The organism is Mesorhizobium erdmanii USDA 3471 (genome assembly GCF_000472705.1).
Taxonomy (GTDB): Bacteria; Pseudomonadota; Alphaproteobacteria; order Rhizobiales; family Rhizobiaceae; genus Mesorhizobium; species Mesorhizobium erdmanii.
In genome coordinates this window covers 361,234-380,369 of record NZ_KI421455.1, presented here as the reverse complement: position 1 = coordinate 380,369, position 19,136 = coordinate 361,234, and the positions used below count along the sequence as shown (strand labels likewise).

The following is a 19,136-nucleotide window of genomic DNA, read 5'->3' as shown; positions in this document are numbered from 1 at the left end:
CGACTTGCCCGCCGGGGAGATCTCAGATCGCGAACCACGCCCGGTCATGCGGCGCGGTATAGTCCAGTTCCGGCCCAACCGGCACGATCCGTGTCGGATTGATCGTCTCGTGGCTCGCGTAATAGTGCGCCTTGATGTGATGCAGGTTCACGGTCCCGGCAACGCCTGGCACTTGGTAGAGGTCGCGCAGATAGTTCGACAGGTTCGGATAGTCGGCGATGCGGCGCAGATTGCATTTGAAATGGCCGACATAGACCGGGTCGAAACGAACCAGGGTGGTGAACAGCCGCCAGTCGGCCTCGGTGATGCGGTCGCCGACAAGATAGCGCTGTCTTGACAGCCGCTCCTCCAGCTTATCCAGCGCCTCGAACAATTCGCCGAACGCCTCCTCATAGGCGCGCTGCGTGGTGGCGAAGCCGGCGCGGTAGACGCCATTATTGACCGCGGGATAGACCAGCGCGTTGACGCCGTCGATCTCGCGCCGCAGGTCCTGCGGATAGAAGTCGAGGCTTGCATCGCCCCATGCGTCGAACGCCGTGTTGAGCATCCGGATGATCTCGGAAGATTCGTTGGAGACGATCGTCAGCTGCTTCTTGTCCCACAACACGGGCACCGTCACCCGGCCGGAATAGGCTGGCTCGGCCTTGGCATAGATCTGGTGCAGGAAATCGAGACCGTAAAGCGTGTCGCCAGTGGCGCCATCCTCGGCCAGGAATGTCCAGCCGTTGGCGCCCATGAAATGATGCGCGACCGAGACGGAGATGATGTCTTCCAGCTTCTTCAGCGCGCGAAAAATCAGCGTCCGATGCGCCCATGGGCAAGCGAGCGAGACATAGAGGTGATAGCGCCCGGGCTCGGCCTTGAAGCCGCGCGCGCGGCCTTCGGCCGGCGCTCCGTCGACGGTGATCCAGTCGCGCCATTGCGATTGCGTCCTGACGAACCTGCCACCAGTGTCCGCCGTATCGTACCAGCGATCCTGCCACCTGCCTTCGACCAGCAATCCCATGCAAATCTCCTCGCATCCTTTCGTCAGATGTAGGCGCAAGCTTGCGCTGTCGAAGACGTCAGGCGCTGAACAGACCGTCACTCGACGAAGACGGCGGACGAAAACGGCCAATTGCGGCGGCCGAAAATTGATGCTAGCGGACACTCCGCATGTTCGACTTTGCTTTGATCCGGTTTGACCGACGACGAAAGGGCGCCCGCGCTTGATGAAGCGCTGACTGGCGAATGCTGCCGTTTGCAGCAAACCTTTCCTCCTTACCGGAACGCAAAGACCATGAGCCTTGCCGACGTGAAATACCTGCCGGAAACTCCGGCGCACGACCCTGAAATCGAAGCCATCAATGACGAGGCTTTCGGGCCCGGCCGTTTCGTACTGGCCGCCTACAAGATCCGTGAAGCCGGTGGCCACGAGCGGGCGCTGTCCTTTGTCGCGGTCGACGGCGACATTGTCGTTGCCTCGGTGCGCATGACCCGCATCGCCGCCGGCGCCGGCCGCGCGCTGATGCTCGGGCCGCTTGCCGTGCGGCCGGCCTTCAAGAACCTGGGTATCGGCCGCCGGCTGGTGGCGATCGCGCTCGAAGCGGCCGCAAAGGCCGGCTCACCAGCCGTCATCCTGGTCGGCGACGAACCCTATTACGGGCCGCTCGGTTTCAAGCGCATCCCGCGCGGCCAGATCTCGATGCCACGCCCTGTCGATCTCGACCGCCTTCTGTCGCACGAGATCACGCCGGGCGCGGTTGCCAGGCTCACCGGCGAGGTCGGCCACGCCAGCCGGGCCAGGATCGCCGAGCACGTCTAAACGGCTTGATCTGGCCCGCCGATCCGGGCCTGATCCGTCCCTGTTTCAGAGGAGAGGATGACGCCATGAACACGAACGGCCAGATCGCGATCGTGACCGGCGGCGGCTCCGGCCTGGGCGAGGCGACGGCGCGTGCCCTTGCCGCCAAGGGGGCCCGCGTCGCCATCTTCGATGTCGGCATCGACCGCGCCGCCAAGGTCGCGGCCGACATCGGCGGCATTGCCGTCCAGTGCGATGTCAGCAGCGCCGACAGTGGCGCCGCCGCCCTCGCCGAGACGGCAAGCAAGCTGGGGGAGCCACGCATCCTGATCAATTGCGCCGGCATCGCCATTGGCGTGAAGACGGTCGGCAAGGACGGCCCGCATCCCCTCGATCAATACCGCAAGGTGATCGAGGTCAATCTGATCGGTACCTTCAACATGATCCGCCTCGTGGCCCACCGCGCCTCCAGGCTCGAGCCGCTGCAGGGCGGCGAGCGAGGCGTCATCGTCAACACCGCTTCGGTCGCCGCCTATGACGGCCAGATCGGCCAGGCAGCCTATTCCGCCTCCAAGGGCGGCGTGGTCGGCATGACGCTGCCGGTAGCGCGCGACCTTGCCCGTTCCGGCATTCGCGTCTGCACCATCGCACCCGGCATCTTCAAGACACCGATGATGGCCGGCATGCCGCAGGAGGTACAGGATTCGCTCGGCGCCGCGGTGCCCTTCCCGTCCCGCCTCGGCGAACCGTCCGAATATGCCGCGCTTGCGTTGCACATCATCGAAAACCAGATGCTGAACGGCGAAACCATCCGCCTCGACGGCGCCATTCGCATGGCGCCGAAGTAATGAATGTTGCCCGGAACCGCAGAGCGGCTTTGGGGCAACGACATGCATCGACCACCTGCCCGGCCGGCATCGTCGTTTTATAAGTGGAACAGGAAATCAACGTAGCAGAGCGAGACCCTTGGACGAAAAAAAGAAGGACGTGATCCGGGAGACGGACGCCGAGGCGATCCGGCTGGCGAAGACGCTTCTGCGCAGCGCCCGCTTCGGCGCCCTGGCGGTGCTGGAGCCGCAGACCGGCTCGCCGCTGGCAAGCCGGGTCGGCGTCGCCACCGACATCGACGGCACGCCGCTGATCCTGGTCTCGATGCTGTCGGCGCATACGCCCGCCATGCTTGCCGATCCACGCTGCTCCCTGCTGCTCGGCGAGCCCGGCAAGGGCGACCCGCTGGCGCATCCGCGCCTGACGTTGACCTGCCAGGCGTCGCGGCTCGAGCGCGGCTCGGACGCGCATGGCCGTGCCGAGCGCCGTTATCTCAACCGCAATCCCAAGGCGAGCCTCTATGTCGGGCTCGGCGATTTCTCGATCTTTCGCCTCGAGCCACAACGTGCGAGCCTCAATGGCGGCTTCGGCAAGGCCTATCTGCTCGATCGCTCCGATCTCGTGACCGACGGCCACATCGTCGAAGAGCTTGCGGCGGGCGAACAATCCGCCATCGAACACATGAACACGGACCATCTCGACGCGATCGCCGTTTATGCGTATCGTTATGGCGGGGCATCTGGCGACGGCTGGCGCATCGCTGGTTTGGACGCCGATGGCATGGATCTGGTGGCGAGAGACATTGTTTGCCGGGTATTTTTTCCACAACCTCTGATATCGGCGCGGGAATTGCGACCCGTTCTGGTCGAGATGGCGAGGAGCGGCCGGGCTGCAGGGCAGGCAGATAGTGAAACTTAATTGCATTTGATCAAAAGCAACACTTGAGATTTGAAAGAAATGTTCTACCTTTCGGAGATGGCGCTGACTCGTCGGTTGCCTTTCGCAAGTGACTTTATGGATTCAGGCGCCATTGCCCCCATGGTGCCTCGATGAGCAAACAGCATGGGGCATTCATGGTCTCGACAAAGCTAATCGCCAACGCAGAATCTGCTGCCGAATTTCTGATGCTGATGGGCAACGAAAAACGGCTGTTGATCATGAGCTATCTGATCGACGGTGAAATGTCGGTCGGCGCGATCGCCGAAAAGGTGATGCTCAGCCAATCCGCTCTCTCGCAGCATCTGGCCAAGTTGCGGGCGCTCGACCTGGTGGATACCCGCCGCGACCGTCAGATGATCTACTACTCCTGCAAATCCGATGCGGTGCGCGAGTTACTCGTCGTGCTGGATGGTATTTTCGGCACCGGCAGGGAAGACCTGTCCCAGATGGCACAGAGATTGCGCCGCGCCGGGACTTGACCGGACGCGCCTGCGGCCGTTTACCTCGCTGACGATTTCCGGAGCGTGGCTTGTGTGTCTCTTTCGATGCATGCCGCGCTCTCGATTTTTGAGCGGAGGATATGGACCCAATTCGCATTGACGACCCGCGCGATCCCAGGGTCGCCGGCTATCTCGATATCCGCGAACGCGATCTCGCCGGCCGGCAAGGTCGTTTCGTCGCCGAAGGCAAGGTGGTGCTAGACCTGCTTCTGTCGTCCGGCCGGCTCAGTGCCGAATCCGTTCTTGTCCTGGAGAACCGGCTCAGCGGCCTGACGGAGATCCTGCGCAAGGCGCCGGCGGACCTGCCGGTCTACGTCGTCACCAGCACGGTGATGGACGCGATCGCCGGCTTCCACATGCATCGCGGCATCCTGGCCATCGGCCGCAAGGAGACACCGCAAGCTGCCGGGCCATTGCTGGATGCCTTGCCCGCTCAGGCCTTGATTGTAGTGCTCGTCGGCATCGCCAACCACGACAATATGGGCTCGATCTTTCGCAATGCCGCCGCATTCGGCGCGGATGCGGTGCTGATGGACGCGACATGCTGCGATCCACTGTACCGCAAGGCGATCCGCGTTTCGGTCGGCGCCGCGCTCAAGATCCCGTTCGCATCCTTCCCCGATAGCGCTGGCTTTAGCGCGATGCTCGCCGAACGCGGTTTTGAGCAGTTCGCCCTGTCGCCGCGCGGACGAACCGAGATACGCGACGCAGACCCGGCCGCACGCCTGGCGCTCTATCTCGGCACCGAGGGCGAAGGCCTCCCAGAAAGCCTGCTCGACCGGCTGCACACGGTGCGGATCACCATGTCGGAAGGCTTCGACAGCTTGAACGTGGCGGCCGCGTCAGCCATCGCGCTGCATCATTTCTCGAACCGCTGACTTGCTTTGGACAGTTCGACGATACGCGTCGTACCGGCCACGCTCGGCGCGACATCCATCCTGAAGGTTTCCATGTCGTCAGCCAATGGCACCGGGGCGCCGGTAGAGCTTGATCGCGCATCACGCGCCATTTCCGCAGCACCGAATAGCGACGTTCCAGCATCGAGCATCGCAAGAAGCACTGGGTGAAAATGCCAGACGGCCAGCAAGGCAATCGCAGGAACGGCATAGAGGATCATGGCGTTAAACGTGGTGGCGCCATGCTATGAGCGCAAGCGCAAAGGCCACGCACCTGCTTCAGTTGGCGTCAGCCTTCTGCAGCGCTCGCACGCGATCTGCAAGGCTGCGGTCACCGGACCGTGAATCCTGAGGTGCCGCCAGCGCCTTGGCGATCGGTGAATCCGGGCCCTCGAGCTTGGCCGTCAGGTGGACGACTTCCGCCGCAAGCTCGTTCATCTGCTCGCGTAGCGCGGCACTGCCATTCGCTGAGCCCGACGATGCCATGGCGCCGAGATCGGCCTTCAGCCGCTTGTTCTCGCGCGCCAGTGCCGTCAGCCTGGCCTCCAGCCGCTCGCGATCGTTGTCGAGCTTGGCGATCGCCTGATCCAGATCATCGCGCTGCCTAGCCTCGTCATTCTTGGCCTCGTCATGCCTGACCATCTCATCTGGCTTGCCGACCAGCCGCAAGGCCGTTGCACCGTCCTCGGCCTTCACCTTTTCGCGCATACGCGCCAGCTCCTTTTCGCGGCGATCGAGCTTGTCCTCGCGATCAGCCAGCGTTGCCAGCAGCCGTTCGACCTTCTTGTCGAGTTCGGCCACCCGTTTCTTCTCGACCTTCAACGCATCGCGCGCGGCCTTGCTTTCGGCCGCGATCTCCTGATGGCGCCGATCCGTCTCCTTGCGCTGGCCGCGCAGCAGCGAGATGTCGCCCGCAAGCTTCTGCAGCTCAGATTCCCGCGCCACGAGCTCGATCTGCCGGCTGGAGGAGGAAAAACTGGCATCGTCGTACATGTGCTCCAGCTTTTCGAGCTCGAGCGCCCGCTTCTCCAGCTTGCGTTCGGTTTCCTTGAGCCGCTCCGAAAGCTGGTGCAACTCCTCTTCGCGCTGCCGCAGCGCCTCGTTCTTGGCGCCGAGTTCAGCGAGCGCGTGGTTCTTGTCCGTGCGCTCGACTGCCAGCCCCTTCAACGCCTCGCGGCCTCGATTGATCTCGACCAGTTGTTCGGCCGCCTTTTCGCGCAGCGCCTTGACGTTCATTTCGAGGCGGCGCGTGGCCATGGCGTACTCGGCCCGAATGCGGTCCTTGTCGGCCTGAATTTCGGTCTGCGTCAACGGGATGGACGCCTCGATCCGCCTGCGGGTCAGCGCGACGGCACGCCGCCAGACGGCTGGAGCCACCATCAGCGCCAGAAAGCCGGCGCACAGAAAGCCAAGGGCAAAGAACAGGACCGACTGAACCAAAGGACAACCCGCTATCGGCGGCAACCGCTTGGACTGAACCGCATCATACTGGCATGGCGGAAATCCGGCGCTGCGGCAAGGGCTTGCCGCGGCGCGTGGAGGGTCACAGGTCTACAATTCCCATGGAAAAGTTGGCATTGCGGTCAGGATGGATGGGAATCAGAACGGATTCCAGGTCGCCCGCTCGGTCAGCTTCAAATAGCCAAGATTGACTCCGAGCCGCGCGCCGACGCCGGTGCGGATCGGCACCAGGAGCACGTTGTTGTTCTTCAGCACATTGAAGCCGACGCCCGCCACCACATAGGCCGAGCCGGCGACGCCGCCATAGCGGTTGTAGAGGTTGCTGACATCATCGAGATTGTAGACCAGCATCATCACCCGGGACCCCTCGCCGCCGAAATCCCAGCCCAGCGATGGGCCTTGCCAGAACACTTTGTGGTCGCCGGCATTCTTGGTGTAGAGCGTGCCTTCGCCATAGGTCAGCCCGCCGATCAGCGCGCCCGACCCCTCCTCGCCAAGTAGATAGCCATTGGGCAGGCCGTAGGAGGCGAAGATCTTCTCGACGACGGTGGCAAGCCCACCCGATGTCGCGCCGAAGAACTTATGACCGGAATCGATAATCTCCTGAGCGGTATATTCCTGGGCCCGCAGGGCTGAGGTGGAAAAGACGAGAACGCCCATGAGCGTGATCGCCATTGAGAGGACGCGGAGGAAACTCCGGTCATAGAATCGGGAAAACATGCTTCCAATCTCCGTCATGAAGCACTTTCGCCGACGCCTCGCATCCGGTCCGGCTCTTTAGGCGGCCGTTAAGGATGACTGTTAGGGGCAAACTATGCCGTAATCCTTTTTCAACCATTAACTCCCACAGGAAGATGGCGGTTCGAAGGCTGGCTTTTGGGATCACGGGGCGCCGGAGCCTGCGCGAACGCGCCATTTGCCCCAACGAAAATTTTGGTTTTGTTGCTGTACGTACGAGTGCTGTGTATTCAGAAAGCCTCGGGTTTGAGCATGATTCGTGTTGGGCGGGCACGACAATCAATCGCTTGGCCACGAATTGTGGAATTTTGCAGGGATTTTCACCGATGGCCGATCTGTTCACCCTTTCCGCGCCTGATCTCGCGGCGCTTCTGTGCAGCCGCGTCTGCCACGATATCATCTCGCCGGTCGGCGCGATCAACAACGGGCTCGAACTGCTTGACGAGGGCGGCGCCGACGAAGATGCCATGCGGCTCATCCGCCAGAGCGCCAGGAACGCCTCGGCCCGGTTGCAGTTCGCCCGCATAGCCTTCGGCGCGGCGGGCTCCGCCGGCATGCTGATCGACACCGGCGACGCGGAGGCGGTGGCCATTGCCTTCCTCAAGAATGAAAAGCCGGAACTGACCTGGAACGGAGCTCGCGCGCTGCTGCCCAAAAACAAGGTCAAGCTGCTGCTCAATCTGATCCTGGTCGCCAACGCCGCCATTCCGCGCGGCGGCAAGCTGGCCGTCACCCTCGAGAATCTCGACACCGAGCCGCGCATCTCCCTTTCGGCGAGCGGCCCGATGCTGCGCGTGCCGCCGAAATTCCTCGAACTGCATTCCGGCCACAAGCCGGAAGAGCCGATCGATGCGCATTCGGTGCAGCCATACTACACGCTGCTTCTGGCCCGAGAGGCCGGCATGACGATATCGATCCATGCGACAGCGGAAGAAATCGTGCTTTCGGCGGCCTGAGCATCCGGCGGATTTTCCGGGAGCGCAAAGTATTTCAGCGCCGTAATATTGCCGTGATGGCTTGATCGGACGCGTTGAGCTTCTCTCGATCGGCTGCGTCGAAGCAGATGGGAAGAAAAGCCTTCCCGGCGTCTTGTTGACAAAAATTTTACCTAATGGATTTTCGGGTTCTTTACCAGATCGGTCTAGGGTGCTCGGCAGATGCCCGCACGACCGGATTGCCCAAGGGCAAAGAGGACCCGGAAATGAAACGCTGCATGTTCGTCGACGATTCAAGCGTCATCAGGAAGGTTGCAAAACGCATCCTGGGCGGTTCCGACATGATGATCATCGAGGCAGCCAGCGGGCTTGATGCACTGGAGATGTGCGCCGCCGACATGCCCGACATCATCGTCGTCGACGGCGCCTTGCCGGACGTGCAGGCTGTTGACCTCATCCGCCGCGTGCGCGCCATGGAAAGCCCGATAAGGCCGCAGATTCTGATCTCGCTGGTCGAGCTCGATATCGCCTCGATCATGCGGGCCAAGCGCGCCGGCGCCCAGGGCTATCTTCTGAAGCCGTTCAATCGCCCGCAGCTGCTCGAGCGCTTTCGCGCGCTGAAAATCGCCGCCTGAAAACGACGGCAGCCCATTCTCACTGCAGAACCACGACAAAAAAACCGGCCGAGGCCGGGTTCTTTGTCGTGGATGACGAAAATCGGGCGGCGCTCGCCGCTCAGGCGCTGACGCGGATATCCTCGGGTTCGCGCAGCACATAGCCGCGGCCCCAGACCGTCTCGATATAGTTCTGACCACCGGACGCGGCGTCGAGCTTCTTGCGCAGCTTGCAGATGAAGACGTCGATGATCTTCAGTTCCGGCTCGTCCATGCCGCCATAGAGGTGGTTGAGGAACATTTCCTTGGTGAGCGTGGTGCCCTTGCGCAGCGAGAGCAGCTCCAGCATCTGGTATTCCTTGCCGGTGAGATGCACACGCTGGCCGCCGACTTCAACGGTCTTGGCGTCGAGGTTGACCACCAGGTCACCGGTGGTGATGACCGACTGGGCGTGACCCTTGGAGCGTCGCACGATGGCATGGATGCGCGCCACCAGCTCGTCCTTGTGGAACGGCTTGGTCATGTAGTCGTCGGCGCCGAAGCCAAGGCCGCGTACCTTGTCCTCGATGCCGGCCATGCCCGAGAGGATGAGGATAGGCGTCTTTACCTTGGACAGGCGAAGCGTTCTCAACACCTCATAGCCGGACATGTCGGGCAGGTTGAGATCGAGAAGGATGATGTCGTAATCGTAGAGCTTGCCCAGATCGACACCCTCTTCGCCGAGGTCCGTCGTATAGACATTGAAACTTTCCGATTTCAGCATCAGTTCGATGCTCTGTGCGGTTGCACTGTCATCTTCTATCAGCAGAACACGCATTTAATTCCCCTTTTCTGCTGCCGGACCATTTCACGACCCGTCCGGAACCGGAGCAGTGGTTGCCTTGTGCAGAGGCTGCCATGAAATGGTTAACAAAATCTAATTTCCCGCCCACGACGGTACCAGATTTTTTAACCTCTTTCTACACCCTCTTGAATCTAATAACGAATCCCAGACCCAAATCCCTAATGCAACACATTAACAACCTGGACTAAGCGACTCCAGGGACTCATCGACGCGCCTTCGCTTCGGCGGCCGGAATTTTTACCCGGCCTTAAGTCCTGACCCGTATGATTAACAATGCCCGTAAACGAATGGTTACCGCCGGCAAAAAACTTTAGGGTTTTGTTTCCCATAGTAGGGGGAAAGCCGGTGGACACGGGCAGTGCCTGGGCCTTTCCAGGTGGTTTGGACGATATGTGCGGGTGTGCGTTTCCGGGAGTACCGAATCATGAAGTCACGTGAACACCTCGTTCGGCTGAAACAGTTTCAGGTGAATGAGAAGCGGCGGCAGCTGCTGCAGCTCGACATGATGATTGCCGAGTTCGAACGCATGGCCGTCGAACTGGAGCTTCAGATCACCGCCGAGGAAAAGAAAGCCGGCATCACCGACATCAATCATTTCGCCTATCCGACCTTCGCCAAGGCGGCACGCTTGCGCCGCGACAACCTCAGAAATTCGCAAAGCGACCTCGCCCAACAGCGAAGCGCTGCCGAATCATTACTCGGCGAAGCTGAAGCGGAGCTTTCCAAGGCCGAAATGCTGGAATCGCGCGACACCAAGGTTCGCGAGGCCGAAACCGGCGGCCGCAGCGCCATGATCGGCTGACACCGAGCTACAGATAGTGCGCTTGCCATTTGGGCGGGCGCGATATGCCGACTTCCAGTCAGGCCCCCGGCCAAGCCGGTTGAGTAGGGCCAAGCTCGCTCGAGCAGGAAGCATCCGCCTTCAGGCTGCCCACTCCCCTTCATTCGCGGCGGTTGCCCGCGCCCGGGCATCCTTGATGTCCGGCGCGTGCTGTTCCGCCCATGACCTGATCTGGGTAAGCAGTCCCGCCAGGTTCTGGCCGAGTTCGGTCAATTCATATTCGACGCGCGGCGGAATGACCGGGAAGACCTCGCGCCGCACCAGGCCGTCGCGTTCCAGCACACGCAATGTCTGCGTCAGCATCTTGGGCGTGATGCCCTCGAGCTTGCGGGCAAGCTCGCCATTGCGCAACCGGCCTTTGCGCAACGCGCAGACGACCAGATAGACCCACTTGCTGGCCAGCATCTCCAGCACGGTGTGCGACGGACATGTCCGCCGGAACGCGTCGTAGCCAAAGGAGGAGTTATCTTCACTATCCATGGGGTACCTATATATCGATAAGGTACATACTGGACAAGGGAACATTACTATCCAAATGATAGCGGTACTCACCAATCAGGAGACCTCGCCATGCGTGCCGTTACTCAGGCTTCCGTCGGTGGACCCGACGTTCTCGTCATTGCCGATCAGCCCGACCCTTCGCCCAAAGACGGCGAGGTGCTGATTCGCGTCCGGGCAGCCGGCATCAACCCGGTCGATGGCGCTGTCCGGGCCGGCTATTATCCACTGCTCGGTGAGCCTCCCTTCATCCTTGGCTGGGATATGTCGGGAACCGTCGTAGCGCTGGGCGCCGGCGTCGGTGGCCTCAAGATCGACGACGAAGTGTTCGGCATGCCGCGCTTCCCCAAGCAGGCGGCGGCTTACGCCGAGTTGGCCGCGGTGCCAGCCGACGAGATCGCGCTGAAGCCGAAGGCGGCGGACCACATCCACGCAGGCGCATTGCCGCTGGCCGGCCTGACCGCCTGGCAAGGCCTTGTCAGGCACGGCGCGTTGCGATCGGGCCAGCGCGTGCTGGTGCATGCGGCGGCTGGCGGCGTCGGCCATCTGGCGGTGCAGATCGCCAAGGCGCGCGGCGCTTACGTCATCGCCACCGCCAGCCCCAACAAGCTCGATTTTGTGCGCAAGCTCGGCGCCGACGAGGTCATCGACTACACCAAGGGCGACTTTACCAGCCAAGTCAGCGATATCGACTTGGTGCTGGAGCCGGTGGGCGGCGAGCATGCCGATCGCTCGCTGCGGGTAATCAGGAACGGCGGCGTGCTGGTGTCCTTGCTGAACGTGAATGATGCCACCAGGGCGCAGGCTAGCGCACGCGGCATCCGGGTCGAGCGCATGTCCGTCGTGCCTGATCGCGAAGGCCTGGTGGAACTTGGCCGGCTGATCGATCAGAACAAGCTCATCGTCCACGTGGCGAAGAGCTTTCCGCTCGAACAGGCGGGGGCCGCCCATGCGTTTCTCGCCACCAGGCCGATCGGCAAGGTGGTGCTTACGGCCTGAGCGCCGACGGTTGCTTCGAAAACTTAAGGGCGCGGCATGCCGCGCCCTTTGATGCAATTTAGACCGGTTCTAGTGCCGGTATTGCTGGATGCGCGTTGTGCGCAGCCCGGCAAGGCCATATTCGTCGATCGACGCCTGCCAGGACAGGAATTCCTCGGTGGTCAGCTTATAGCGCTGGCATGCCTCTTCGAGGCTCAAAAGCCCGCCCCGCACCGCCGCGACCACTTCCGCCTTGCGCCGGATAACCCAGCGACGCGTGTTCGTCGGCGGCAGATCGGCAATCGTAAGTGGGCTGCCGTCAGGCCCGATAACATACTTCACTCTAGGTCTAACCAGATCGGTCATCGTACTCTCTACAAAAAACTCAAAGACCCAATCCCCGCCACGTTACCGCCACAGCTTTAAAAATTGCCTAAGCAGACCCTAATGACTAGGTAAGGATCGTGAACGCCGCGTTAGTCTTTTCGCGGGCATTTGATTCATCGGCCCTCAAGCCGTGATTTAGCGCGAAGAAATACACTAGCTTGCGAAAATCCGAGGCTATGAGGGAATGGGTCCGCAAGCTGGCGCCGCCGCAAAGCTTGACCTATATTCTCGACATTGGCATTGAGACGCCACGCAGAATGAAAGCATCATGAACAGTCTCGACCTTCCCGGACGTCCCGAAAACACCCGCATCGTCGTCGCCATGTCGGGCGGCGTGGATTCGTCCGTGGTCGCCGGCCTGCTGAAGCGCGAAGGCTATGATGTCGTCGGCGTCACCTTGCAACTCTACGATCACGGTGCGGCAACGCACCGGGCCGGCTCATGCTGCGCCGGACAGGACATCGACGATGCGCGCCGCGTCTCCGAGACGCTGGGCATTCCCCACTATGTGCTCGATTACGAGGAGCGCTTCCGCAAGGCGGTCATCGACCCCTTCGCCGAGAGCTATGTCGCCGGCGAGACCCCCATCCCTTGCGTCTCGTGTAACCAGACGGTGAAGTTCGCCGATCTCCTGGCCACCGCCAAGGACCTGGGCGCCGATGCCCTTGCCACCGGCCACTATATCCGTTCCGGCGCCAATGGTGCCCACCGCGCGCTCTACCGGCCGGTCGATGCCGACCGCGATCAGAGCTATTTCCTCTTCGCCACCACGCAGGCGCAGATCGACTATCTGCGCTTTCCCCTGGGCGGCCTTTCGAAGCCGCAGGTCCGCGCCATTGCCGAGGAGATGGGACTGACGGTTGCCGCCAAGCAGGACAGCCAGGACATCTGCTTCGTGCCGCAGGGCAAATATTCCGACATCATTGCCAAGCTGAGGCCGGCCGCCGCCAATCCGGGCGACATCGTCCACATCGACGGCCGCGTGCTCGGCCGCCATGAGGGCATATTGCGCTACACGATCGGCCAGCGCCGCGGCATCGGCATCGCGTCGGGTGAGCCGCTCTATGTCGTCCATCTCGACGCCGAACGGGCCCGCGTCGTTGTCGGCCCGCGCGAGGCGCTGGAGACGCACAAGATCTATCTGCGCAACATGAACTGGCTTGGCGACGGACCGCTCGCCGATGTTCCGACCGGCGGCCTCGAGCTGTTCGCCAAGGTACGCTCGACCCGGCCGCCGCGTCCGGCGGTGCTGCGTCACATCGCAGGCGTGACGTCGGTCGAACTGGCCGACGGCGAGTCCGGCATCGCCCCTGGACAGGCCTGCGTGCTCTATTCCGACGACGGCAACGAGGCCCGTGTCTTCGGCGGCGGCTTCATCGAGCGCTCCGAGCGCGGCGCCGAAGCCGAGGCCATGCTGAGCCGGCTTGCCGCTCGGCCAGCGCAGGTTCCCGCCGAGTAAATCCTCGGCGCTGTTCGAAATCCACTCTGGCGATGGCCGCCGGAGCAGAACTTCCAAAACGTCTCAGGACTTCGTGTGGGTGACCGTGCCCGCCGTCAGGATGCGCAGCACCCTGATCGCTTCCTCGCCGCTGGTGCGCGGTTCAGCCCGCGTCTCGATGCACTGGATGAAATGCTCCAGTTCGCGCGTCAGCGGCATGCCTTGCGCGACGGCGACATAGGACGGCTCGTTGGTGGTGAAAGCCCACTGGCCGCTGTCCTGCCAGACCGCGTGGCGGTAGACGGCAAGCTTGCGCTCCCACGGCTCGACATCGTCGAAAACCGCCATCGCCTTGGTGCCGACCACGGTCAGCCGACGTTCGCGGTATGGATTGAGCCGCGACGCGAAGAGATGGCTGCGCAGGCCGTTGGGGAAGCGCATGTGCAGATGCGCGAAATCGCTGAGGCTGTCGAGCAGCGCCGCCCCCTCGCCGCGCACCTCGATCGGCTCGGTGCCGGTAATGGCCAGGATCATCGACAGATCGTGCGGCGCCAGATCCCACAGCGCATCGTTCTCGGTGTGGAACTTGCCGAGGCCAAGCCGGTGCGAATGGATGTAGCGGACCTCGCCGAGTTCGCCCTTGTCGATCAGCCCCTTCAGCGTCTCGAAAGCGGGATGGAAACGCAGGACGTGGCCGACCATGAAGACACGGCCATTGTCCTTGGCTGCCTGCACCGCGCGCTCGGCGTCCGGCACCGTCAGCGCGATCGGCTTTTCAACCAGCACGTCCTTGCCATTTTCAGCGGCGCGTACGGCAAGGTCGGCATGGAACTGCGGCGGCAAGGCCATGACGATGGCGTCGATATCGTCCCGGCCAAACAAATGGTCAGGCTCGATCGCCAGGCAGTCCTGTTCGCTGGCAAAACCTTCGGCTCGCGCCTTATTGGCGTCGGAAACCGCATGCAGCGCGCCGAGCGCCTTGAGGGTGCGGATATGGTTTGAGCCCCAGTATCCGCAACCGAGGACTGCAATGCGCGGCTTCATCTGTTTCAAACTCTAAAAACTCGTGGCCGAGACATAGCGACGTGCCCGTTCGAACTCAACCCCGGCGGTTGCAACCAGATGTCGGCACGGCAAAGCTTTTTCGGCAATGAGAATATGCGGTGATATGGAATGCTTCGAAGCTTGACAGGCTCGCCCTCCCAACCTTATATCCGCGCGACCTTGGCGAACGCCTCGAAATGCCTTTCCATTTGAGGAGGATTTCGGGCCTGTCGCCGCCCTGGCGGGGTAGCTCAGTTGGTTAGAGCACGGGAATCATAATCCTGGGGTCGGGGGTTCAAGTCCCTCTCCCGCTACCAAATCCATATAGGACATTGAATCATAGCGAAATTGCTGGCCGGATGTCAGCGCCTCGCTGGAAATGCAAAATGATCTCAATGCTCGAGGTCATGCGCATCTGCTGACATTGTGTCAAACCTGACTGCCCGGCCGAAGGTGCAGGCAAGCCATGGGCTGCGCATCGTCTTGTCGAACGGGTATGGAAAAGCCCGCCTTCGTTCGAGTCGATTCAATTCACATAGTCCTAGGCGGGTCGCTATCCCCGTGCCTATCGATTTGACGATTGCCGCCATAGCGGTTCGTCGTTTCACGGAAACGACGAACCGCTATATCTCGTTTAGTGCCTGACCATTCCAGCGTCGACATTCAGTGTCTGGCCGGTGATCCAGCGGGCGTCTTCGCTCGCCAGGAACGATACGACATCGGCGATATGTTCGGGCTGGCCCTTGCCCTTCATCGCCTGCAGCATCTCGACGAAACCGAACGCCTCGTTGTGCGGGCTTGCCTTGACACCGTCGCTTTCGATCAGGCCCGGCGTCACCGCGTTCGCCGTGATGTTGTACTTGCCAAGCTCGGTCGCCAGCGCCCTGGTGAAGCCGATGACGCCGCCCTTGGCCGCGACATAGGCCGCCATGTTGGGCGTGCCGGCGAAGAAAGTGTTGGAGGCGATGCTGATCACGCGTCCAGCCTTGTTCATCGCCCGCATCTGGTCCGTCGCCGCGCGGGTAACGATGAAAGTACCCGTCAAGTTGACGTCGATAATCTTGCGCCAATGGTCGAGGTCGACGTCGTCCCAGGCGATGAACGGCACGATGCTGGCGTTGTTGACCAGGATATCGACGCCGCCGGTCAGTGCCTGTATTTCGGCAAACAGTGCCTTGACCGATGCCGGATCGGAAATGTCGGCGGCCATCGCCTTCGCCTTGCCGCCGATCGATGCGGCTGCCGCCTTGCTCCCCTCCACATTGATATCGCTGACGATGACGGTCGCGCCGTCGGCCGCCAGCCGCGTCGCGATCGCCTTGCCGATGCCCTGTGCGGCGCCCGTCACCAGGGCCGTCTTTCCCGCAAGCCGTTCACTCATAAAAATGCTCCCTCAATCCCGTGATCTGATGGTTCAAGCGTCGGCGTCGATGACGGTCAGCGCCGCGTCGACGCCCTTGCCGACCGCAAGTCTCTGTCCGGCAGCGTTCATGGCGCCGCCAAGCGCCGTCAGCGCCGCGATCGCATAGATCGGCTGGGCGGTCGGTCCCATGTGGCCAATGCGCGTCAGCTTGCCCAATGTCTCGCCGCGCCCCGACGAGAACACCACGCCGTAGCGCGCCCGCGCGGCTTGGCGAAGCGCCTTCTCGTCGACGCCTTCAGGCGTGCGGACAGCGGTCGTGGTTGGCGACGCGATCGTGTCGCTGGCCGCCCAGATCGACAGGCCCATCGCGGCGACGCCCGCGCGCATGGCCTTGGCGGTGAGCGCGTGGCGCGCCCACACCGCCTCCGGCCCCTCACCAAGGTAGAGGTCGAGCGCGACGTCGAGGCCGCTCATCTCGGAGACGGACGGCGTGAACGGAAACGGTTCATCCCTCGACCACGCATTTTCCCAGTCGACGATGCTCAGCATCGATGCGCGCGGCGCCAGGGGATTGGCCTTCATCTTGGCCCAGGCCCGCTCGCTGACGCCCATCATCGTGAGGCCGGGAGGCGCGCCGAGGCATTTGTTGGGACCGGTGACATAGATATCGGCCTTGCAATCCTCGGGATGCGTCTTCATGCCGCCGAAGGAAGAAACGGCGTCGACGATGAGATAACCGCCATGCGCCGAAACCAGGGCGCCAATGGCGTCGATCGGATTGATGGTGCCAGACGGCGTGTCGTGGTGGCAGACGGAAACGACGGTGATTTCGGGATGTGCCTTCAGCATTGCAGCGACCGCCAGCGGGTCGATCGCCTCGTTGTAGGGCACTTCGATCTCGAGCAGGTGTGGCGAATAGCGTTTCGCCCAATAGCCAAACCCTTTGCCGTAGACGCCGGAGGCCAGGTTGAGCACGACGTCGTCGGGCGCGATCAGCGAGGCGGCGGCAGCCTCCAGGCCAAGCACCGGCTCGCCATGCAGGATGACCGGCCTGTTCGACAGCCGCATGGCCTTCTGCGCCTTGCCGATCACCTTCTCGTAGAAGAGCTGGAACGCTGGGTCGTAGTCGTAGAGCACGGTGCGGCCGAGGCCGCGCAGTACGTCAGGATAGGCGTTCACCGGCCCTGCGGTCAGCGTGATGACCGGTTCGGCATGGTCGGAATAGCGCATGGTCTTGTCTCCCCAATGGTAACGGTCATCCGTAGAATTGCGTGCCGGTCCGGTAGGTCTTGAAGTTGTCCATGTCGTGCGAATACATCAGCTCGGCGCCATGGTCCTCGGCGAGTTTCTTCACCTTGCGCATCGAATTGACGCCCGCCACCGGATCGATGTGAAAGGCCGCCTGGCACAGCGTTTCAAGGCTCTTCTGCGTGTAGGCGGCATCGATCGTGAACATGATCGGCTTGCGCTTGGGGAACTCCACCAGCAGGCTGTAATGACCGATCGAATGGCCGGGCGTCGAGATCAGCTTGACGCCCCTGGCAAGGTCGACGTCGCCGTCGATACCTTCGAAGGTCGAATTCGCCCGTGTCGTTCCCGCAAGCAATTGCCCGGTTGCTCCACGCGCTTCGGCCGCCTCCGCCGAAAAGCTCAGGTCGGAATAGCCCAGATGTTCGAAAGGCTGCGGATTGCAGGCCTGCGGCACCTCGGTCCGGTGGCAGATCTTCTTGGCGTGCGGAAAATACTTGTTACCGCCGCAATGGTCGAAGTGGAAATGCGAATTGACGACGACGTCGATGTCCTTCGGTTCGAGGCCGAGCAGCGCCAGGGCGCCGGGAATGGTCTGGTGCTTTTCCTGAATCGGCTTTTCGAACGGCAGCACCTTCATCACATGATCGTAGTCGTAGCCTGTGTCGATGAGGAAACGGCCCTCGGCATGTTCGATCAGGATCGAATAGACGGGGAAGCGCACCTCGCCGCCAGGGCCGCGATTCCAGAACACATGATACCCGTCGAGAACGAGCGAGCCGCCGTCGAGCAGGTAGACCTTGGTATCCGACATTCTTGCCTCCTGTTTTGGCGCGGGTCCCGTCCGCGCATCTGATTGTTGTCAGCGCGCGCCGCGCTCGTATGGAATGCCAAGTGCTGCCGGCAGGCTGGCCCGCCGGCCGAACAGCACCAGCATGATCATCACCGCCAGGAATGGCAGCATCTGGATGACGTCGGTCGGTATGTTGATGCCGGCCACCTGCATGGCCGTGGTCAGAGACAGGCAGACGCCGAACAGCAATGCACCAAAGAGCACCCAGACTGGACGGCCGCGTGCCAGCATGGCCAGCACAATGCCGAGGAAGCCGGCGCCATTGGTGATGAATGGAATGAACAGGCCCGCCCCGACATTGGCGAGATAGGCGCCACCAAGCCCGGCCAGCGTGCCGGTTGCCAGCACGGCGATGGTGCGGGTCCTGATGACGTCGATGCCGGCAACGTCGAGCGCGGCCGGTTTGTCACCAGCGGCCTGCAGGTTGAGGCCGAGTTGCGTGCGCCGGTAGAGGTAGCCCATGCCGAAGACCAGGGCGACCGCCAGATAGGCGATCAGATGATGCTTGAAGAAGGCAGGCCCAATGACCGGAATGTCCGAAAGCAACGGAATGACCGTTGCATCCGCCGCCGGCAAGCGGGGGTAGCTACGTGAGAACTGGAAGTGGTGGAGCAGTGCCGTCAGACCTTCAAGTCCGAGCGTCAGCGCAATGCCGATGACGATCTGGTTCAGCCCGATGCGCACGCAGAGCAGCGCCATGACTAGCGCCACCGCGGCGCCGCCCGCGGCACCGGTGAGAAAGCCCAGCCACAGCGATCCGGAATAGAACGCGCCGACAAAACCGAGATAGGCGCCGGCCAGCATCATGCCTTCGATGCCGATATTGAGCACGCCAGCCTTCTCGGAGATCTGCTCGCCGAGCCCGGCAAGCAGCAGCGGGATCGCGGCAGTGACGGCACCGAACAGGAGCGCGCTGAGAAAGACTTCGCTGAAGAGCCCGGTCATGCC

At 62.2% G+C, this 19,136-nt stretch carries 22 protein-coding genes and 1 tRNA gene; 11 read left to right on the top strand and 12 right to left on the bottom strand.

Going from position 1 to position 19,136, the window contains the following annotated elements:
• Positions 1-22: 22 nt before the first annotated feature.
• Entirely contained in the window at positions 23-1,006 is a 984-nt protein-coding gene (locus tag A3AU_RS0134540) for a glutathione S-transferase family protein (protein WP_027056930.1), read from the bottom strand.
• Between the two features lie 273 nt (positions 1,007-1,279).
• On the opposite strand from A3AU_RS0134540, the gene A3AU_RS0134535 reads away from it, so the two are divergent.
• The 5 genes from A3AU_RS0134535 to A3AU_RS0134515 all read left to right on the top strand — a co-directional run bounded on the left by A3AU_RS0134535 (position 1,280) and on the right by A3AU_RS0134515 (position 4,928).
• Positions 1,280-1,804 (top strand): GNAT family N-acetyltransferase, encoded by a 525-nt coding sequence (locus A3AU_RS0134535; protein ID WP_027056929.1) that lies wholly within the window; start codon positions 1,280-1,282, stop codon positions 1,802-1,804.
• Positions 1,805-1,869: 65 nt separating this feature from the next.
• A complete protein-coding gene (locus tag A3AU_RS0134530) occupies positions 1,870-2,631 on the top strand; it encodes a 3-hydroxyacyl-CoA dehydrogenase (protein WP_027056928.1) in 762 nt (253 codons plus the stop codon).
• A gap of 118 nt (positions 2,632-2,749) precedes the next feature.
• The gene (locus A3AU_RS0134525; protein WP_027056927.1) at positions 2,750-3,529 is read left to right on the top strand and encodes a HugZ family pyridoxamine 5'-phosphate oxidase; all 780 of its coding nucleotides are present in this window, start codon (positions 2,750-2,752) and stop codon (positions 3,527-3,529) included.
• 155 nt (positions 3,530-3,684) lie between these two features.
• A complete protein-coding gene (locus A3AU_RS0134520; protein WP_027056926.1) occupies positions 3,685-4,029 on the top strand; it encodes an ArsR/SmtB family transcription factor in 345 nt (114 codons plus the stop codon).
• Positions 4,030-4,130: 101 nt separating this feature from the next.
• On the top strand, positions 4,131-4,928 hold the full coding sequence (locus A3AU_RS0134515) for a TrmH family RNA methyltransferase (RefSeq protein ID WP_027056925.1): 798 nt from the start codon (positions 4,131-4,133) through the stop codon (positions 4,926-4,928).
• On the opposite strand, the gene A3AU_RS0134510 is transcribed toward A3AU_RS0134515, so the two are convergent.
• From A3AU_RS0134510 to A3AU_RS0134500, 3 genes are all read right to left on the bottom strand, one after another.
• The gene (locus tag A3AU_RS0134510; RefSeq protein WP_027056924.1) at positions 4,910-5,167 is read right to left on the bottom strand and encodes a hypothetical protein; all 258 of its coding nucleotides are present in this window, start codon (positions 5,165-5,167) and stop codon (positions 4,910-4,912) included. The two genes, A3AU_RS0134515 and A3AU_RS0134510, sit on opposite strands and share 19 nt — an antisense overlap.
• Positions 5,168-5,225: 58 nt before the next feature.
• Entirely contained in the window at positions 5,226-6,386 is a 1,161-nt protein-coding gene (locus A3AU_RS0134505; RefSeq protein WP_027056923.1) for a coiled-coil domain-containing protein, read from the bottom strand.
• 159 nt (positions 6,387-6,545) lie between these two features.
• On the bottom strand, positions 6,546-7,082 hold the full coding sequence (locus tag A3AU_RS0134500) for a DUF1134 domain-containing protein (RefSeq protein ID WP_244277619.1): 537 nt from the start codon (positions 7,080-7,082) through the stop codon (positions 6,546-6,548).
• A gap of 389 nt (positions 7,083-7,471) precedes the next feature.
• On the opposite strand from A3AU_RS0134500, the gene chpT reads away from it, so the two are divergent.
• Together chpT and A3AU_RS0134490 are read left to right on the top strand one after the other, a co-directional pair.
• Positions 7,472-8,101, top strand: coding sequence for a histidine phosphotransferase ChpT (gene chpT, locus A3AU_RS0134495; protein ID WP_027056921.1), 630 nt, complete (start codon positions 7,472-7,474; stop codon positions 8,099-8,101).
• Between the two features lie 245 nt (positions 8,102-8,346).
• On the top strand, positions 8,347-8,715 hold the full coding sequence (locus A3AU_RS0134490; RefSeq protein WP_013893382.1) for a response regulator: 369 nt from the start codon (positions 8,347-8,349) through the stop codon (positions 8,713-8,715).
• A gap of 100 nt (positions 8,716-8,815) precedes the next feature.
• Here A3AU_RS0134490 and ctrA read toward each other — a convergent pair whose 3' ends face one another.
• Complete coding sequence (gene ctrA / locus A3AU_RS0134485; RefSeq protein ID WP_006203583.1) at positions 8,816-9,511, bottom strand: response regulator transcription factor CtrA; 696 nt, start codon at positions 9,509-9,511, stop codon at positions 8,816-8,818.
• Positions 9,512-9,962: 451 nt separating this feature from the next.
• On the opposite strand from ctrA, the gene A3AU_RS0134480 reads away from it, so the two are divergent.
• Positions 9,963-10,340 (top strand): flagellar export protein FliJ, encoded by a 378-nt coding sequence (locus A3AU_RS0134480; RefSeq protein ID WP_027056920.1) that lies wholly within the window; start codon positions 9,963-9,965, stop codon positions 10,338-10,340.
• 120 nt (positions 10,341-10,460) lie between these two features.
• On the opposite strand, the gene A3AU_RS0134475 is transcribed toward A3AU_RS0134480, so the two are convergent.
• Positions 10,461-10,859, bottom strand: coding sequence for a winged helix-turn-helix transcriptional regulator (locus A3AU_RS0134475; protein ID WP_027056919.1), 399 nt, complete (start codon positions 10,857-10,859; stop codon positions 10,461-10,463).
• A gap of 90 nt (positions 10,860-10,949) precedes the next feature.
• On the opposite strand from A3AU_RS0134475, the gene A3AU_RS0134470 reads away from it, so the two are divergent.
• Positions 10,950-11,876: an NADP-dependent oxidoreductase gene (locus A3AU_RS0134470; RefSeq protein WP_027056918.1), complete on the top strand. Its 927-nt coding sequence runs from the start codon at positions 10,950-10,952 to the stop codon at positions 11,874-11,876.
• Positions 11,877-11,945: 69 nt separating this feature from the next.
• Here the strand turns inward: A3AU_RS0134470 and sciP are convergent, their stop codons facing one another.
• Complete coding sequence (gene sciP / locus A3AU_RS0134465) at positions 11,946-12,221, bottom strand: CtrA inhibitor SciP (RefSeq protein ID WP_006203587.1); 276 nt, start codon at positions 12,219-12,221, stop codon at positions 11,946-11,948.
• A gap of 289 nt (positions 12,222-12,510) precedes the next feature.
• Here sciP and mnmA point away from each other — a divergent pair, with 289 nt between their 5' ends.
• Entirely contained in the window at positions 12,511-13,701 is a 1,191-nt protein-coding gene (gene mnmA, locus A3AU_RS0134460) for a tRNA 2-thiouridine(34) synthase MnmA (protein WP_027056917.1), read from the top strand.
• A gap of 63 nt (positions 13,702-13,764) precedes the next feature.
• On the opposite strand, the gene A3AU_RS0134455 is transcribed toward mnmA, so the two are convergent.
• Positions 13,765-14,724: a Gfo/Idh/MocA family protein gene (locus A3AU_RS0134455; protein ID WP_027056916.1), complete on the bottom strand. Its 960-nt coding sequence runs from the start codon at positions 14,722-14,724 to the stop codon at positions 13,765-13,767.
• A gap of 240 nt (positions 14,725-14,964) precedes the next feature.
• On the opposite strand from A3AU_RS0134455, the gene A3AU_RS0134450 reads away from it, so the two are divergent.
• Positions 14,965-15,041: transfer RNA gene (locus tag A3AU_RS0134450), tRNA-Met, on the top strand.
• Positions 15,042-15,358: 317 nt separating this feature from the next.
• On the opposite strand, the gene pldH is transcribed toward A3AU_RS0134450, so the two are convergent.
• From pldH to A3AU_RS0134430, 4 genes are read right to left on the bottom strand one after another with little or no spacing between them, the layout of a single operon-like run.
• A complete protein-coding gene (gene pldH, locus A3AU_RS0134445; protein WP_027056915.1) occupies positions 15,359-16,105 on the bottom strand; it encodes a pyridoxal 4-dehydrogenase, SDR-type in 747 nt (248 codons plus the stop codon).
• A gap of 33 nt (positions 16,106-16,138) precedes the next feature.
• Positions 16,139-17,317: a pyridoxamine--pyruvate transaminase gene (gene ppaT, locus A3AU_RS0134440; RefSeq protein ID WP_027056914.1), complete on the bottom strand. Its 1,179-nt coding sequence runs from the start codon at positions 17,315-17,317 to the stop codon at positions 16,139-16,141.
• Between the two features lie 25 nt (positions 17,318-17,342).
• A complete protein-coding gene (gene pldA / locus A3AU_RS0134435; RefSeq protein ID WP_027056913.1) occupies positions 17,343-18,149 on the bottom strand; it encodes a 4-pyridoxolactonase in 807 nt (268 codons plus the stop codon).
• Between the two features lie 48 nt (positions 18,150-18,197).
• On the bottom strand, positions 18,198-19,133 hold the full coding sequence (locus A3AU_RS0134430) for a putative B6 ABC transporter permease subunit 1 (protein ID WP_027056912.1): 936 nt from the start codon (positions 19,131-19,133) through the stop codon (positions 18,198-18,200).
• Positions 19,134-19,136 lie beyond the last annotated feature (3 nt).

Coding starts and splice junctions, on each gene's coding strand:
- A3AU_RS0134480 (WP_027056920.1), top strand. CDS start 9,963: ATGAAGTCACGTGAACACCTCGTTCGGCTGAAACAGTTTCAGGTGAAT.
- A3AU_RS0134530 (WP_027056928.1), top strand. CDS start 1,870: ATGAACACGAACGGCCAGATCGCGATCGTGACCGGCGGCGGCTCCGGC.
- A3AU_RS0134510 (WP_027056924.1), bottom strand. CDS start 5,167: ATGATCCTCTATGCCGTTCCTGCGATTGCCTTGCTGGCCGTCTGGCAT.
- ctrA (WP_006203583.1), bottom strand. CDS start 9,511: ATGCGTGTTCTGCTGATAGAAGATGACAGTGCAACCGCACAGAGCATC.
- A3AU_RS0134475 (WP_027056919.1), bottom strand. CDS start 10,859: ATGGATAGTGAAGATAACTCCTCCTTTGGCTACGACGCGTTCCGGCGG.
- pldH (WP_027056915.1), bottom strand. CDS start 16,105: ATGAGTGAACGGCTTGCGGGAAAGACGGCCCTGGTGACGGGCGCCGCA.
- A3AU_RS0134540 (WP_027056930.1), bottom strand. CDS start 1,006: ATGGGATTGCTGGTCGAAGGCAGGTGGCAGGATCGCTGGTACGATACG.
- chpT (WP_027056921.1), top strand. CDS start 7,472: ATGGCCGATCTGTTCACCCTTTCCGCGCCTGATCTCGCGGCGCTTCTG.
- A3AU_RS0134490 (WP_013893382.1), top strand. CDS start 8,347: ATGAAACGCTGCATGTTCGTCGACGATTCAAGCGTCATCAGGAAGGTT.
- A3AU_RS0134430 (WP_027056912.1), bottom strand. CDS start 19,133: ATGACCGGGCTCTTCAGCGAAGTCTTTCTCAGCGCGCTCCTGTTCGGT.
- A3AU_RS0134535 (WP_027056929.1), top strand. CDS start 1,280: ATGAGCCTTGCCGACGTGAAATACCTGCCGGAAACTCCGGCGCACGAC.
- mnmA (WP_027056917.1), top strand. CDS start 12,511: ATGAACAGTCTCGACCTTCCCGGACGTCCCGAAAACACCCGCATCGTC.
- A3AU_RS0134520 (WP_027056926.1), top strand. CDS start 3,685: ATGGTCTCGACAAAGCTAATCGCCAACGCAGAATCTGCTGCCGAATTT.
- pldA (WP_027056913.1), bottom strand. CDS start 18,149: ATGTCGGATACCAAGGTCTACCTGCTCGACGGCGGCTCGCTCGTTCTC.
- A3AU_RS0134470 (WP_027056918.1), top strand. CDS start 10,950: ATGCGTGCCGTTACTCAGGCTTCCGTCGGTGGACCCGACGTTCTCGTC.
- A3AU_RS0134515 (WP_027056925.1), top strand. CDS start 4,131: ATGGACCCAATTCGCATTGACGACCCGCGCGATCCCAGGGTCGCCGGC.
- A3AU_RS0134455 (WP_027056916.1), bottom strand. CDS start 14,724: ATGAAGCCGCGCATTGCAGTCCTCGGTTGCGGATACTGGGGCTCAAAC.
- A3AU_RS0134500 (WP_244277619.1), bottom strand. CDS start 7,082: ATGGCGATCACGCTCATGGGCGTTCTCGTCTTTTCCACCTCAGCCCTG.
- ppaT (WP_027056914.1), bottom strand. CDS start 17,317: ATGCGCTATTCCGACCATGCCGAACCGGTCATCACGCTGACCGCAGGG.
- sciP (WP_006203587.1), bottom strand. CDS start 12,221: ATGACCGATCTGGTTAGACCTAGAGTGAAGTATGTTATCGGGCCTGAC.